11 protein-coding genes are annotated in these 12,997 nt (G+C 71.9%); 3 read left to right on the top strand and 8 right to left on the bottom strand.

Annotated features, from left to right (window positions below):
- The first annotated feature begins 1 nt into the window (after window position 1).
- A complete protein-coding gene (locus HW837_RS13875; protein ID WP_234442677.1) occupies window positions 2-922 on the top strand; it encodes a phosphatase domain-containing protein in 921 nt (306 codons plus the stop codon).
- A gap of 17 nt (window positions 923-939) precedes the next feature.
- Here the strand turns inward: HW837_RS13875 and HW837_RS13880 are convergent, their stop codons facing one another.
- From HW837_RS13880 to HW837_RS13910, 7 genes are read right to left on the bottom strand one after another with little or no spacing between them, the layout of a single operon-like run.
- Window positions 940-1,668 (bottom strand): alpha/beta fold hydrolase, encoded by a 729-nt coding sequence (locus HW837_RS13880; protein ID WP_045560225.1) that lies wholly within the window; start codon window positions 1,666-1,668, stop codon window positions 940-942.
- 23 nt (window positions 1,669-1,691) lie between these two features.
- A complete protein-coding gene (locus HW837_RS13885; RefSeq protein WP_045560224.1) occupies window positions 1,692-2,390 on the bottom strand; it encodes a maleylpyruvate isomerase family mycothiol-dependent enzyme in 699 nt (232 codons plus the stop codon).
- Entirely contained in the window at window positions 2,387-3,220 is an 834-nt protein-coding gene (locus tag HW837_RS13890; RefSeq protein ID WP_045560223.1) for a fumarylacetoacetate hydrolase family protein, read from the bottom strand. Before HW837_RS13890 ends, HW837_RS13885 begins: the two co-directional genes overlap by 4 nt.
- Window positions 3,217-4,338: a cupin domain-containing protein gene (locus tag HW837_RS13895; RefSeq protein ID WP_045560222.1), complete on the bottom strand. Its 1,122-nt coding sequence runs from the start codon at window positions 4,336-4,338 to the stop codon at window positions 3,217-3,219. The genes HW837_RS13890 and HW837_RS13895 overlap by 4 nt, the downstream gene beginning before the upstream one ends.
- On the bottom strand, window positions 4,328-6,001 hold the full coding sequence (locus HW837_RS13900; RefSeq protein WP_193379636.1) for a (2,3-dihydroxybenzoyl)adenylate synthase: 1,674 nt from the start codon (window positions 5,999-6,001) through the stop codon (window positions 4,328-4,330). Before HW837_RS13900 ends, HW837_RS13895 begins: the two co-directional genes overlap by 11 nt.
- Window positions 5,988-8,264 carry an acetate--CoA ligase family protein gene (locus HW837_RS48090; protein WP_196788870.1) on the bottom strand — a complete coding sequence of 759 codons (2,277 nt, stop codon included), beginning with the start codon at window positions 8,262-8,264 and terminating at the stop codon, window positions 5,988-5,990. The genes HW837_RS13900 and HW837_RS48090 overlap by 14 nt, the downstream gene beginning before the upstream one ends.
- A complete protein-coding gene (locus HW837_RS13910; protein WP_045560286.1) occupies window positions 8,261-9,799 on the bottom strand; it encodes an FAD-dependent monooxygenase in 1,539 nt (512 codons plus the stop codon). The genes HW837_RS48090 and HW837_RS13910 overlap by 4 nt, the downstream gene beginning before the upstream one ends.
- 162 nt (window positions 9,800-9,961) lie before the next feature.
- On the opposite strand from HW837_RS13910, the gene HW837_RS13915 reads away from it, so the two are divergent.
- Complete coding sequence (locus HW837_RS13915; protein ID WP_045560219.1) at window positions 9,962-10,765, top strand: PaaX family transcriptional regulator; 804 nt, start codon at window positions 9,962-9,964, stop codon at window positions 10,763-10,765.
- A gap of 39 nt (window positions 10,766-10,804) precedes the next feature.
- Here HW837_RS13915 and HW837_RS13920 read toward each other — a convergent pair whose 3' ends face one another.
- Entirely contained in the window at window positions 10,805-11,644 is an 840-nt protein-coding gene (locus tag HW837_RS13920; protein ID WP_064744283.1) for an IclR family transcriptional regulator, read from the bottom strand.
- A gap of 348 nt (window positions 11,645-11,992) precedes the next feature.
- Between HW837_RS13920 and HW837_RS13925 the strand changes: the two genes are divergently transcribed.
- Window positions 11,993-12,985 (top strand): amidohydrolase family protein, encoded by a 993-nt coding sequence (locus tag HW837_RS13925; protein WP_045560218.1) that lies wholly within the window; start codon window positions 11,993-11,995, stop codon window positions 12,983-12,985.
- Window positions 12,986-12,997: the final 12 nt, after the last annotated feature.

A 12,997-nucleotide genomic window follows, 5' to 3' on the forward strand; every position in this document is an offset into this window, starting at 1 on the left:
CGTGCCCGTGGTACACGTCATGACGGGGCTGCCCGCCTCGGGGAAGACGACGGCCGCGCGCCGGCTCCAGGCGGAGTCCGGGGGCCGGATGCGCCGCGTCAACCTCGACGATCTGCGGCAGATGCTCGACATCCCCCTGCCCGAGGGTGCCGAGCGCCGGTCGTACGCGCACGAGCAGACCGTGCTGGCGATCCAGGACGCGGCGGTACGGGCGGCCGTCGACGGCGGGTTCGACGTCGTCGTGGACAACACGCACATGACCCCGCACATCCCGAAGCGGCTGAAGGCGGCCGTGGCGGGGCTGGCCACGTTCGTCGTGCACGACTTCACCGACGTGCCGGTGGAGGAGTGCCTGCGGCGCGACGCGACGCGGGAGCGGCCGGTCGGCGAGGAGATCATCCGGATCCTCGCGGACAAGCACGAGAAGTCCCGCAGGGGTGGCTGGCGGCTCACGGCGGAGTGGCTGAACGACGAGCCCGCCGTCGAGCCGTACACCGCCGACCCGGCGCTTCCCTCGGCGGTCATGTGCGACATCGACGGCACGCTCGCCCTACGCGGCGACCGGGGCGCGTACGACTTCACGCGCTGCGAGGAGGATCTGCTCAACGTGTCGGTGCGAGGTGCGCTGCACTCCTTCCGCAGCGCCGACGGCGATGTCGTCGTGCTGCTCTCCGGGCGCGGTGAGGAGCACCGCGGCCAGACGGAGGCGTGGCTGCGCGCGCACGAGGTGCCGTACGACGAGCTGTGGATGCGGGCGGCCGGCGACCACCGTCGCGACGACGTGGTGAAGGCGGAGCTGTTCGACCGGCATGTGCGGCACCGCTTCGCCGTACGGGTCTCCCTCGACGACCGGGACCGGGTCGTCGCCGTGTGGCGCCGGATGGGGCTGCCGACCTGGCAGGTCAACTACGGCAACTTCTAGCCGCCGGGGCAGAACACCTAGATCGCGCAGGCCCGGACGAACGCGTCGGCCAGTTCGGCGGGGCGGGTGAAGAGGGCCTCGTGGCTGCCGGGGGTCTCGATCATCAGGGGGTTCTTCAGTCGCTGGGGGAAGCGCTCGGCCCAGTGCCACTCGCCGGGGAGGGAGAGGTCCTCGGCGGACAGGACGTAGGCGGTGGGTATGTCGAGGGCCTGGAAGGCGCTGGTGTCGGGCTTCTCCGTGAACGTGCCGAGCGGCTGCGGCACGAGCAGGGAGTGGACGATCCGCTGGGTCTCGTCGTCGGCGTCCTGCATGAACGCCTGCTGGAACACCTCGAACGGGAACGTCACCCCGTTGTTGCCGGAGGCGGCGGCCACGGCGCGGAACATCTCGCCGTAGTGCGGCGGGCACGCGTCGATCAGCGACTCGCCGTCGTTCGGTACGAACGCGCTCCAGAAAACCAGCCTCCGCAGACGGGAGGCGAGTCGGGGCGCCGCGCCCACCAGCACGAACCCGCCCCAGCTGTGGCCGACCAGCGTGACATCCTCCAGACCGGCCTGCTCGACGTACTCCACGAGGCTGTTCACGCAGTCGGTCAGCGTCACATCGGTCGGGTCGTCGTTCTCCCCCAGTCCGGCCAGGGTGGGGGTGTGCACCTGGTGCCCGGCGGCCCGCAGTTCGTTCGCGACGGGGCGCCAGGCCCAGCCACCGTGGCAGGCGCCGGTCACCAGGACGAAGGTCTCGCTCATATCGATCTCCCTTGATCGAGTGGTTACAACCAGTTGGGTAGGTGGGGGAGTTCGCCGGTGACCCGCAGGTCCGCGGCAGTGCCCCGGCCGGTGAGCCAGGCGGCCAGGGCGTGTGGGGGTCCGGCGACCGTGGCACCGACAGGGCCGGCGCCCAGCGCGACGGTGCCGTGTCCGTCCGCGTTCAACTCGACGCCGGTGCCGGGCTGGAGGCGTTCCGTCATCCACCCGGCCACATCACCCACGAGAGCCCAGGCGAAATCGGGCGGCAGTACGTCCATGCCGACGCCGACCCGCAGATCGACCAGGTGGATCCAGACCTCGCGGGCCCGCAGCCACGGCACCTCGGACGCCGGGATCTGTCGGCCCGTCCCGCTGGTGACGGTGGCCGACCAGTCGTCGTCCGACATCGCCCCGGCGGCTTGCCGGAAGCGCTCGGCGGATTCCCGTACATCCGCCCGCTGTTCGGTGAGCGAGCGAGCGGCGCCGGCCTGGATGTCCGTGGCGCGCTGGTCCGGCGAGGCGTACATGGGGGTGGGGATTCCCGTACGGGCCCAGGTCAGCAGGTTGACCAGGGCGTCGGCGTTGCGGGCGAGGTGGGTGAGGAGGTGGCCGCGGGTCCAGCCGGGGAGAGCGGACGGTTCGGTGACGGCGTGCGGCGGAAGTGCGTCGACCGCCCGCTGGAGCCGGACCTGACCGTCCGCGACCCATGCGAGGACCTTCACGCCTTGTCCTCGACGACCGTGTTCACGCACTCCCCGATGCCCTCGACGACCGTACGTACGACCTGGCCCGGCTTCAGGAACACCTTCGGATCGCGGGCCGCACCCACGCCACCCGGCGTGCCGGTGAGGATGAGGTCACCCGGCTCCAGGGTCGTGAACGTGCTGATGTACGCGGCGATGTCCGCCGGGGTGAAGAGCAGGTCGGAGGTGCGTGAGCGCTGCATGACCTCGCCGTCGACCTCCAGCCGGATCTCCAGGTCGGCCGCGTCGTCGATCTCGTCGCCGGTGACCAGCAGCGGCCCGGCCGGGGTGCTGGCCTCCCACGCCTTGCCCTGGAGCCACTGCGGGGTGCGCCACTGCCAGTCCCGCATGGAGATGTCGTTGACGACGGTGTAGCCGGCGATCGCGGCGGCCGCCTCCTCCTTGGTGGCCCGGCGGGGCAGCCGGGAGCCGATGACGAAGCCGAGTTCGGCCTCCCAGTCCAGTTCCTCGGTCTCGCCCGGGTGGACGATGTCGTCGCGGGCGCCGAGGAGGCAGTTGGCGAACTTGGCGAAGAGGGCGGGGTGCGAGGGCATCTCGCGGCCCATCTCCGCTATGTGGGTACGGTAGTTGTGGCCCACGCAGAAGATCTTCGCGGAGGTCGTGACGACCGGGGCGAGGTCGAGGGCGGCCACGTCGTGCGTGGGGCCGTCGGCGGCTGCCGCGTCCGTACGCCAGTCGGGGCGGCGCAGCAGGCCGGCGACGTCGGGGACGCCGACCTCCACTGCCCGGTCGCCGTCGAGGCGGACGGCCGCCGTGCCGTCGACGGTGCGGATGGTGGCGAGCTTCATGAGGTCGTGCTCCCGGTCGTTTCGGTGCGGGCGGTCGTTTCCGTGCGGGCGAGGTTCAGCGCCTCGTAGAGGGGCGCGTCGTTGAAGGTGAACAGATCGAGCCGGGTGTCCGCCGCGATGGTCAGGGCGCACCAGGAGGGGACGGCGATCAGGTCGCCGGCGGCCACCTCGATCACGCGGTCGTCGAGGGTGACCGTGCCGCTGCCGCGGAAGACCTGCCAGACCGAGGAGCCGACGGTGCGGCGGGTGGCGGTGGTGGTGCCGGGCCGCAGCCGGTGCATCTCGGTGCGCAGGCTGGCGAGGGCGTCGCGGCCGGTGGCGGGGTTGGTGAAGCGGATGCCCGCGTGGCCGGGCTCGATGACACCGGGGTGTCCTTCGTCCTCCAGCTCCAGCTGGGCGGTGAGGGCGTCGTCGGTGTCGGCCCAACGGTAGGCCATCAGTGGGGAGTTGGCGGTTTCGGGGGCGGCTATCGGACGCAGTCCGGGGTGGCCCCAGAGCCGTTCGTTGCGCGAGCGGGAGGGGGTGGACCGGTCGGACACGCCGTCCTCGCCGAACTCGAAGAACCCGGCGTCGAGTCGGTGGACGAGCGGGATGTCGAGGCCGTCGAGCCAGACCATGGGCTCGTCGCCGACGTGGTGGTGGCCGTGCCAGTGCATGGACGGGGTGAGGAGGAGGTCGCCCGGGCGCATCTCGACCGCGTCGCCGTTGACGACCGTCCACACGCCCTGGCCCTCCAGGATGAACCGGAAGGCGCCCTGCGAGTGCCGGTGTGCGGGGGCGACCTCCCGCGGGCCCAGGTACTGGATCGCCGCCCAGAGGTTGGGCGTCGCGTACGGCCGTCCGGGCAGGCCCGGGTTGGCGAGGGCGATCGCCCGGCGCTCACCGCCACGCCCGACGGGCACCAGGTCGCCGGACCGGCGGGCGAGCGGCAGGAGGGTGTCCCATTGCCAGACGTGCGGTACGGCCTCGGGCTGCGGGGTCAGCGGCATCAGGTTGCCGATCTCCGTCCACAGCGGGATGAGCCCGGCGGCCGCGAAGCCGTCGTACAGCTTCCGCAGGTCGGGGTCCGTCTCGTCCGGGGCGATGACGGAGACGCTGGTCACCGGGTCAGTGGTCATCGGGGGTTCCTTCGGCGTCGAGGCGGCGCGCGATGTCGGCGCGCAGGGCCTTCTTGTCGATCTTTCCGACCTTGGTGGCGATGAGTTCGGGGACGGTCACCAGCCGGTCCGGGAACTTGAAGCGGGCGGTGCCCGCGCGCTCCATGACGTGGTGGACGTCGTCGAGGGTGACGGTGTGCCCGGCTTCCGGGACGACGTAGAGGCAGACCCGCTCGCCGAGCCGGTCGTCGGGCATGGCCACGGCGGCGGCGCGGGTGACGCCCGGGGTCTGGTACGCGAAGTTCTCGATCTCCTCGGCGGAGATGTTCTCCCCACCCCGGATGATCATGTCCTTGTCTCGTCCCTCGACGACGAGGTTGCCGTCGGGGAGCAGCCGCACGATGTCGCCGGTGCGGTACCAGCCGTCCTCGGTGAACGCGCGGGCGTTCTGCTCCTCGGCCCGGTAGTAGCCGCGTGGGGTGTACGGCCCCCGGGTGAGCAGCACACCGGGGCTCCCCTCCGGGACCGGGTCGCCCAGCTCGTCCACGACGAGAAGCTCGTCGTCGTCGCACATGGGGCGGCCCTGCGTCGTACAGATGACGTCCTCGGAGTCGTCGAGGCGCGTGTAGTTGAGGAGGCCCTCGGCCATCCCGAACACCTGCTGGAGCGTGCAGCCCAGTTCGGGGCGGACGCGGCGGGCGACGTGGTCGGCGAGGCGGGAGCCGCCGACCTGGAGGAGGCGCAGCGAACTCAGGTCGTGCGCCGGGTGTTCCCGGCGGTGGTCCAGCCAGCGCTGGGCGATGGCCGGCACCAGGGCGCTCACGGTGACACCCTCGCGCTCGACGATCGGGAACGCCTTGTCCGGGTTGGGCGAACCGAGGACGACCCGCCCGCCGTGCAGCAACGTGCCGAGCAGACCCGGGCAGGCGAGGGGGAAGTTGTGCCCGAGGGGCAGGGCGGCGAAGTAGACCGTGTCGGGGCCGAGTTCGCAGACCTCGGCGCTGCGGCGGGCGTTGTAGAGGTAGTCGTCGTGGGTGCGGGCGATGAGCTTGGGCAGTCCGGTGGTGCCGCCGGAGAGCAGGAACACGGCGATGGAGCGGCTGTCGGGCCGGTATGCGTCGACCGCCTGCCGGGCACCTGGTGCGGCGGGCTCGGCGCACAACCCCCGCAGATCCACGGCACTGTCGCCGACCTTGTCGCCGAGGACCAGGACATGAGCGAGAGTTGCCGAGGAGCCGGCGATCTCGAACGCCATCGACTGATGGTCATGGTCCTTGAGGACGTCCGGAACCGCGATGCCCACGGCCTCGCTGTGCTCGACGAGATGGCCGATCTCGTGTCTGCGGTGGCCGGGCAGCGCCATGACGGGGATGACGCCGAGACGCAGGCAGGCGTACGTGAGGATCGCGAACTCGACCGTGTTGGGCAGCTGCACCACGATCCGGTCGTCCGGGCGGAGGCCCAGCGCGGCCAGGCGCAGCGCCGCGGCGTCCGCCCGCTCGGCGAGTTGCCGGTACGTCAGCCTGCGGTCGCCGTCGACGACGGCGATCGCGTCGGGGGTCGCGTCGGCGGAGGCGTGCAGCCGGTCGCCGAGGGCGATGCCCTCCCAGTAGCCCTTCGCGGTGTAGCGCTCGGCGTACTCCGTCGGCCAGGGCACAGCTCCGTCGCTGCTAGGCCTGGGCATGGTCACTCTCCTCAGTGGGCACGATCACGGCGTCCAGGGCGATCAGCCCGTCGGCGGTGAGCCGCAGCGGGTTGATCTCGATCTCGGCGGTCTCCGAGCTCGCGGCCAGGGCGGCGGCGAGCGCGGCGACGACCCGTCCGAACTCGGCGCGGTCCAGCACCGGCCCGCCCCGCCAGCCGTCGAGCAGGACGCGGGCGGCCAGTTCGTCGGGCATCGTGGCGGCCTCGGTCACGGACAGCGGGGCGAGCCGGATCGCCACGTCGGCGAGCGCCTCGGCGGCCGTGCCGCCCAGCCCCGCCAACACGACCGGCCCGAACACCGGGTCCCGCCGCACGCCGAGCACGAGGTCGACACCGGCCGGGGCCATCGCCTCGACCAGGTAGCGGCGGTCGGGGCCGATGGCGTCCAGCGCCGCGTCGAGTTCCTCGGCGGTACGTACGCCCAGGTGGACCCCGCCGATCTCCGTCTTGTGCAGGATCGCGGCGTCGAGCACCTTGACGGCGACGGGGCCGCCGAGCCGGCGCAGGGCCTGATGGGCCTCGGCGCGGTTGTCGCAGGCGACGCGGTCGGGGGTGCGGATGCCGAGCCCGGCGAGGAAGGTCTTGGCGGCGTCCTCGTCGAGGGGGCCGAGGGGTACGACGGCGATCGCCTCCGAGCGCGGTCTCTCCGCGTCCGACGACGCCCGCTGCCGCGCGTCGGCCGACGGGGCCGGTCCGGCGTCGGTGGAGGCGAGCGCCGACGCGGACGAGAACGCGACGGCATCGCCTTCCTGCCCCCGCTCTCGCGCGAGCGCCACCGGGCTGGGTGCGGTGGCGGCGGACGTCGTGGCCGTGTCCGCGGCACCGAAAGCCGGTGCCGGTGCCGGTGCCGGTGAAACCCTGTCCGCCTCGACGCGCAGAGACCGCTGCCGCGCATCCGTCACCAGTGCCCGTACCGCGTTGGCGGCTGAGGCCGGTCCGGTGAGAGCCGGGACTCCCGCCTTGTGCAGGCGGGTCCGTTGTTCGGCCGCGTCCTCGGGGAGGCCGCCGACGACCACCACGGCCGGGGAGTCGGCCCCGAGGCCGGCGGCCTGGGCGGCGGAGGCGAGGTCGACGCTGTCGGGCTCGGTCAGGGCGTAGACGGCGAGGAGGTCCACCGCCGGGTCGGCGGCCGTGGTGTCGAGGACTCGGGCGAACGTCTCGGCGGGGCGGCCGGTGTCGACCGGGTTGCGCTGGTAGGTGAGCGGGGGCAGCAGTTCGCTCAACGTGTGCCGTGTGGTCGTGGTCAACTCCGGTACGCGGATGCCGTCGGTGCCCGCCCGGTCAGCCAGGAGCAGCCCCGGGCCGGCCTGAGCGGTCACGATGCCGAGCCCCGGGTCCGACAGCGGGCGCAGCCGGATGCGGGACAGCGCGGTGAGCGCGTCCACCAGTTCCCGCTCGTCGTCCACGACCACCGCCCCGGCCTGCCGCAACGCGGCACGTGTCGTACGCCAGGACGTGGCGAGCGCGCCGGTGTGCGACCGGGCGAAGTCACCGATGTCACTGCGGCCGACGACCAGCGCCACGACCGGCTTCACGACAGCCAGCCCGCGCACGGCCGCCACCAGACGTGGTCCGTCCGGAACCGTCTCCAGATGCAGAGCCACAGCCGTCGTACGGTCGTCCCGCACGAGGTGGTCCAGGACATCCGCGGCGGTGACATCGAGGCCCGCCCCGATGCCGACGCCGAGGCTGATGCCGTTCCCGGCGGTGACCAGGTCGAAGGCGAGCGCGTGGTTGACGCCGCCGCTGGCCGCGACGACGGCGATGTCCCCGGCCGGAAGCTGTCCGGCGGCCGGTACGAAGCTGGCGGTGAGGCCGAGGTGGGGCGCGAAGAAGCCGGAGGTGTTGGGGCCGAGCAGCCGTACCCCGGTCTCCCGGGCCACCCGGCGCAGTTCGTCCGCGTACTCCTCGCCCTCCGGGCCCGCCTCGCCGAAGCCGCCGGCGCAGACCAGCGCGGCACGGCAGCCGGCGGCTGCCGCCTCGGCCAGGGCTTGCGCGCAGCCGGACGCGGGCACGCACAGGACGGCGAGGTCGAGCCGTCCGTCGGTGTGCGCGGCGGCCTCGGCGACGGAGGCGTACACGCCTTCGGCGGGGTCGGGGCGGCGGGCGTTGACCAGGGCGCGGGCGCCGGGGAAGCAGGCGAGGGAGCGGGCCATGGCGGCGCCGAGCTTCCCGGCCTGCCGCGAGGCGCCGATCACGACGACGCCCTCGGGCGCCAGGAGCGGAGTCAGGTCCGTGGTCATGCCTCGCCCCGCCCTTCCGAAGCGGCGGCGACCAGATCGGCCCGCCCCGACAGCAGCAGCGTCTCCGCCCGGTCGTCGTCCATCGCGTCCTCCACGATCAGCGCGGGCACGCCGTACACCAGCCGGGCCTGCTCGGCGAGCAGGGAACGGGTGAGCGGGGTGCCGTCCTGGACGGCCACCAGGTCGGGGGGTACGTCATCGCTCAACGCGGCGGCCAACCGCTCGTACAGAGAAGGGAGTTCGGCCTCTACGTCGGGCGCGGTGAGCCACAGGCAGCGGGAGCCCTCGGCGCGCAGTTCCGTGAGCTGGGCCGGGGTCGGTCGTCGGCCGTCGAAGTCCATGAACGGGGTGTCGAGAGGAGCGGAACCTTCGTGAGTGACGCGCCAGTCCCGTACGACCGTGTCGACGAACTCGGCGTCGCGGCGGGCGATCCGCTCCTTGCCGATGCTTCGTGAGATGAAGTGGAAGGCGAACTGGGTGGGCCGGAACGCGTCGTGGTAGCGCCCGAAGTTCTCCCACCAGGACAGGCTGGGCCGGGCGGCGCCCTGGATCTTCTCGACCGAGGGGCGGCGGGCGGCCTCGTACGCCTCCAGGGCGGCCGGCAGGTCGTCGCGGTGGGCGAGGAGGGTGTCGGCGAGGGCGACGGCGTCCTCCATGGCCATCTTGGTGCCGGATCCGACGGAGAAGTGCGCGGTGTGGGCGGCGTCGCCGAGGAGGACGACGTTGCCGCTGTGCCAGCGGTGGGTGCGGCGGGTGCGGAAGTTGCCCCAGCGTGAGTTGTTGACCAGCAGCTGGTGGCCGTCGATCTGCTCGGCGAAGAGCTTCTCCAGGTAGTGCCGGGTCTTCTCGTCGCTCGGGCCCGGCGGCTGCGCGGTGTCGAACTCGTCGAGGCCCGCGCGCCGCCAGGACTCCTCGTCGGTCTCCACGATGAACGTGCTGACCTCGTCGCTGATCGGGTAGCCGTGCACGGCGAACGTGCCGTGCGGGCCGTGCTCGTGAACGAAGGTGAGACCGTCGAAGAGGTAGTCCGTGCCGAACCAGATGAACTTGGCCGTCGCGACCTCCACCTCGGGGACGAGCACGTCGGCGAGGCGGTCGCGGAAGCGGGAGTTGGCGCCGTCGGCGGCCACGACCAGGTCGTAGTCGGCCAGCCACTCCGCATCGGTGGGCACCTCCTCGCTGAACCGGAGGTCGACGCCGACCTCCTCGGCCCGGCGGTGCAGGAGCTGGAGCAGGGTCTTGCGGGTGATGGCGGCCATGCCGTTGCCGCCGCACCGGACGCGCTGTCCCTTGAGCCGCACCTCGATGTCGTCCCAGTGCCGGCCGTGGTCCGCGAGCGCGGTGCGCAGCACGGGGTCGGCCTCGTGGATGGCGGCCAGGGTCGCGTCGGAGAACACCACGCCGAAGCCGAAGGTGTCCTCCGGACGGTTCCGCTCGAAGACCGTCACCTCGACCGACGGATCGGCCTGCTTGATGAGCGCCGCGAAGAACAGCCCACCGGGGCCGCCTCCCACGCAAGCGATCCGAGAAACCATGGCCTCCGCCTTCACGTTCGAGTACAGGCCCAGACTCAGGCCCGCAGGCATCTTGTGTCAATGGATACACGGGCGTCAATAATTTGTTGCGCAATCATGGCAAGTGATTCCAGGGGAATGACTCACTCAGGCAACGGCCGTCCGTGTGACATAGTCGTTTCCGTGAAGCCTCGATCGATTGTCTTCGACCTGTTCGGCGACTACGTCCGCTACCGCGGCGGTGCCGCCCGGATGCGCACTCTGAGCACGCTGATGGGCTGCTTCGGCGTCGGTGAGAGCACCGTGCGCGTGGTGCTCGCCAGGCTGCGCAAGGAGGGCTGGTTCGATGTCCGACGCGAGGGCCGGGAGACCGTCTACGCCCTGAACAAGCGCAGTCTGCAGCTTCTCGACGAGGGCCGCACCCGCATCTTCGACCGGGCGCCCGCCGGCTGGGACCGGCACTGGTACATGGTCATCTACTCGGTCCCGGAGACCGAGCGCGGTGTCCGGGACCGCATCCGCAAGGAACTGGCCTGGCTGGGGTTCGGCCCGCTGGCACCGTCCACGTACGTCTCCCCGCACGACCGGCTCCAGCAGGTCCGGGAGAAGTTCGCGGACGAGCCCGCCGTACGGCTGGACACGCTGCGCTGCCAATCCGGCGGGCTGCCCGTCGACCGGGAGATGGCGGCGCGGGGCTGGGACCTCGACGGGCTCAACGAGGACTACCGGGATCTGCTGCGCACGTACCGGGGGCGGATGGCCTCGTACCGGGCCGGGCATCTCAGTCCCGAGGAGGCCCTGGTCGAGCGGATGCGGCTGACGTACGACTACCGCCAGTTTCCGTTCCGCGATCCCGACCTGCCGACCGAGCTGTTGCCGGCGGGGTGGGTGGGGCGGGAGGCGTACGAGATGTTCATGGAGGCCCATGATGTGCTGGGGCCGGCCGCCGAGTCCTACTACGACGAGGTGGTCGGCAGTCGCCAATAGCTCCGCCAGGAACCGGGGGGCGCCTTCGGATGCGCCTCGCTATGCCGTCGGGCGACTGCTGGTGCGTCGTGGCTGGTCGCGCAGTTCCCCGCGCCCCTTTGGGGCGCGGCCCAGCTCTCGGGATGCCTCCGTCACCGTCGTCTGCAGTTCTCGGGTCACCTCGGCCACGTGGTCCGGCGTGCCCAGGCTTTCCGGGAGGACGACCGAGATGGCCAGGGGCAGCGGGTCGCCGGCGGCGAAGACGGGGGCCGCGATCGAGATGATGCCCGGGATGACGCTGCCTCGGGTTTCGGCATAGCCGTTTTCGCGGACCTGTTCGCGGGTGGCCGCCAGGCGCTCGGTGGGCCAGTCGGTCTCCTTGCCGCGGAGTTCGTCGCGGAGCACCTCGTCGGTGAGGCTCTCGGGGAGATGGGCGAGGAAGACGCGGCCGACCGATGAGGTGACCAGGGGAAGGGTCGCGCCGACGCGCACCGTCAGGGGCAGGGGGCGGGTGCCGTACGCCCAGCTGACGACGATCGGGCCGCGGTCGCCCCACACCGCGAGGTTCACGGAGTGGCCGGTGCGGTCACGGAGCCGCATGGCGTGGCCGCCGGCGACCGCGACCTCGTTCGTGCGGCGCAGCGCCTCCGCACCCATGCGGCGCATCGTGGCCCCGAAGTCGTAGAGGCCGGACGCGGCGTCCTGCGAGGTCAGGCCGATGCGGCCGAGGCTGACGAGATAGCGGTGCACCTTGCTGGGCTGCATGCCGCTGGCCTGCGCGATCGCCGACAGGCTCAGCGCCCCGCCCCCGCTCTCCAGGGCCAGCAGGACCCTCATCGCGGTCTCGACGGACTGGATGCCCTGCCGATCGCCGTTCTCCTTGGGCTCAGTACTGGTCACGGCACAGCCCTCTCCCTGCCTGCGGTCGAACGCGATCAGCGTATCGGCGCGACAGGCCGACCAGCGTCTTCCAACCGATCTTACATTCACTATTGCGGAACGCGTTACGTTCTGGTGAACTGCGAACCGATGGCGCTCAGCGCCGCACCGGCTGCTCCCCGTCGCACCGACGGCTCGCTCGCAGCCACCGTCGAGCCGCTTCTGTCAGCGCACACGCCGGCGCTCCCCCGTGCCCGGTCACTCACACCCGGCCCGCACCGCACCTCCCTCACCCCCGCTCCCGCCTCCACCTCGCTCCACCCGCACCTCCCCTCGCCGCACCGGCGATCCCCCGAGGAGAACTCCGCAATGAAGCTGATCGGCCTCGAAGAGCACTTCGTGACCCCCGACCTGGTGGGCCACGGCGCGTCCACCGCCTCCATCGCCCAGCCCCATGCGTGGGCCGAGGCCTCCCGCCGGCTCCTCGACCTCACCGAGGAACGCCTCGACGGCATGGACGCGGCAGGCCTGGACATGCAGGTGCTGTCCCTCAACTCCCCCGGCCTCCAGGCGGAGCAGGACCCGGCCGCCGCCGTACGCCAGGCGATCGCGGTCAACGACTTCCTGACCGGTGTCATCGCCGAGCACCCCGACCGCTTCTCCGGCTTCGCCGCCCTGCCGCTCCAGGACCCGAGGGCCGCGGCCGACGAACTGGAGCGGGCGGTCACCCAGCTCGGGCTGCGCGGCGCCCTCGTCAACGCGCACACCCATGGCAGGTACCTCGACGACCCCGCCCTGCGCGTCGTCTGGGAGCGCGCCGAGCACCTCGACGTACCGCTCTATCTGCACCCGGCGAACGGCGTCGACACCGCGCATGTGCTGTCCGGCCACCCCGAACTCGTCGGGCCGATGTGGAGCTGGGGCATCGACACCGCCACCCACGCCCTGCGCCTGATCTTCGGCGGTGTCTTCGACGACTTCCCGAAGGCCAAGCTCCTGCTCGGCCACATGGGAGAGGGCCTGCCGTTCGTGATGTGGCGCATGGACTCCCGCTGGGACTTCCACGCCCACCACGGCATCGAGCTCAAGCGGGGCCGCCCCTCGGAGTACCTCCGCGAGAACCTCTACATCACCACCAGCGGCGTCTGTTCCTCCGCCCCGCTGCTCACCGCGCTGCTGTCGATGGGCGCCGACCACATCCTCTTCGGCACCGACTACCCGTTCGAGGACATGGAGACGGCCACGACGTTCCTCCGGAACGCGCCGATCAGCGACGCCGACCGGCAGAAGATCGGCCACCTCAACGCCGAGAAGCTGCTCGGCCTCGCCCCGACCCCGGCACCCGCGTACGCCGGTGTCTGAGCACAAGGGGAC

Source organism: Streptomyces caniscabiei (assembly GCF_014930365.1).
GTDB classification, from domain to species: domain Bacteria; phylum Actinomycetota; class Actinomycetes; order Streptomycetales; family Streptomycetaceae; genus Streptomyces; species Streptomyces caniscabiei.